The sequence below is a fragment of the Synergistaceae bacterium genome (assembly GCA_017444345.1).
In the GTDB taxonomy this organism is placed as follows: domain Bacteria; phylum Synergistota; class Synergistia; order Synergistales; family Aminobacteriaceae; genus JAFUXM01.
Window position 1 is genome coordinate 1 of the sequence record JAFSWW010000107.1, and the last position, 2,294, is coordinate 2,294.

Below are 2,294 nucleotides of genomic sequence, written 5' to 3' on the forward strand. Positions count from 1 at the left end.
TCACGAACAGGACGCAAAATTTTTATCATACTTCTTTCAATCTGATATATTTTACAAGCAAAAAAGAAAACTTGCTTACGGTGTGAAGGTTACAGAAGTAAGGCCGATTACATTAAATGATGTAATTATCCCCCTCCCGCCCATAGACGAACAAAAACGAATCAGCGCAATACTTGATAAATTTGACTCACTCTGCAATGATATAACTTCAGGAATTCCCGCAGAGATAAACGCCCGGCGCAAACAATATGAATATTACCGTGATAAACTATTGACTTTCAAGCAAAAAAATTTATAACAGGAGCGGAAAAATTTCGATGTCATGCAATATAATAGCCGAATCAAATAAAGATACAGTCATAGCAGAGTACACGCCGGAGCCTAGAAACTCTACAGCTTTTCAGACTGAGGCCGAACTTGAACGCGAATTTATTAGACTCTTATGCGAACAGGGTTATAATTATTTGCAAATTCACTCGGAGAAAGATTTATTAATTAATCTGCGCGCCCAGCTTGAAAAGTTAAATCACTACAAATTCAGCGACTCGGAATGGGATAATTTTTTCAAGTCCGTTATTTCCTCACAGACTGACAGCAAGACGGCCAAGACTGAACGAATACAAGAAAATTTTATACATGCAATCAAGCGCGATGACGGGACGACTCAAAATATTATGTTAATCAACAAAGAAAATATACACGAAAATATTTTACAAGTCATAAATCAGTACTCAGTCAGCAAAACTGAAGACGCAAAAAATAGTAACCGCTATGATGTTACAATTTTAGTAAACGGCCTGCCTCTCGTTCATATTGAATTAAAGCGCAGGGGGGTGGCAATCCGTGAAGCATTTAATCAGATCGACCGCTATAAACGTGAATCTTTCGGAGCGGGCTATAAATTATTTGATTACGTACAAATTTTTGTTATATCAAACGGGACTGACACGAAATATTATGCGAATACTACACGTTTTGACAAGAGTCATTCAAGTTTTGATTTTACTTCATACTGGGCGGACGCGGGAAATAAAAATATTCATGACTTAATAGACTTTACGAAAACTTTTTTTGCTAGACATACTATTTTGAATGTGTTGACAAAATACTGCGTGTTCACGAGCGAGCAAAAATTAATGGTAATGAGGCCTTATCAAATCACAGCGACGGAGCGAATAATTAATAAAATCAAATGCGCGAATAATTATAAACGTTACGGGACTATCAAAGCGGGCGGCTATATTTGGCACACGACGGGATCGGGGAAGACTCTGACATCATTTAAGACTGCGATAATTGCTGCAAATTTAGATTTTATTGACAAAGTATTATTTGTAGTTGACCGCAAGGATTTAGACACTCAGACAATGAACGAGTACAATAAATATAAAGAGGGCGCGGCAAACAGTAACAGCTCGACGAGAATTTTACAGGCTCAATTGAGTGACTCAAGCGCGAAAATAATAATCACGACGATTCAGAAATTAGCTATATTTATACGCAAAAATAAATCTCATTCAGTATATAATAAACACGTTGTAATAATATTTGACGAGTGCCACCGGAGTCAATTCGGGGATATGCACAGGGCGATAATAAAAACTTTCAAGAATTATTATATATTCGGCTTTACAGGCACGCCCATTTTTGCGGAGAATTCAGGAAATAATAATAAAGCTGCTCCATTTTTTACGACTGATTTAACATTCGGGGATAAAATTCACGCGTATACGATTTTGAATGCTATTCAGGATAAAAACGTGCTGCCGTTCAGAGTTTATTATTATTCGACAATGCACAAGAAAGAAAATATAATTGATGAACTTGTTCACGATATAGACAGGGAGAAGGCTTATAACGCGCCTGAAAGAATTTCGCAGATCGTAAAATATGTAATTGAACACTTCAACGAACAGACTCGACACCGTGAATTTAATTCAATATTTGCGGCTTCGTCGATAAATGCGGCAATGCTTTATTATAACGAGTTCAAGAAACAGGCCGGGACAAATTTAAAAGTTGCAATTATATACAGTTATTCAGTAAATAATGAGGAGAATTCAGAGAGCACGGCGGAGCTTGATAATGAACAGCGCGAATTACTTGAGACGGCAATAAAAGATTATAACTCAATGTTCAGCACAAATTATGACACGTCGAGCGAAAAATTTCAGAATTATTATAAAGATGTCTCAATGCGCACAAAGAATCGCGAAATTGATATATTAATCGTTGTAAATATGTTCTTGACGGGATTCGACGCGCAGAAATTAAATACTTTATGGGTAGACAAA

The 2,294-nt window shown here is 36.7% G+C and carries 2 protein-coding genes; both read left to right on the forward strand.

The genetic code is table 11. The features are described from left to right. On the forward strand, nt 1–298 hold a 298-nt coding region (locus tag IJS99_08585), incomplete at its 5' end, for a restriction endonuclease subunit S (protein MBQ7561871.1). A 19-nt stretch (nt 299–317) separates the two neighbouring features. Further along, nucleotides 318–2,294, forward strand: a 1,977-nt coding sequence (locus IJS99_08590; protein MBQ7561872.1) for a type I restriction endonuclease subunit R, incomplete at its 3' end; no start/stop codon positions are given.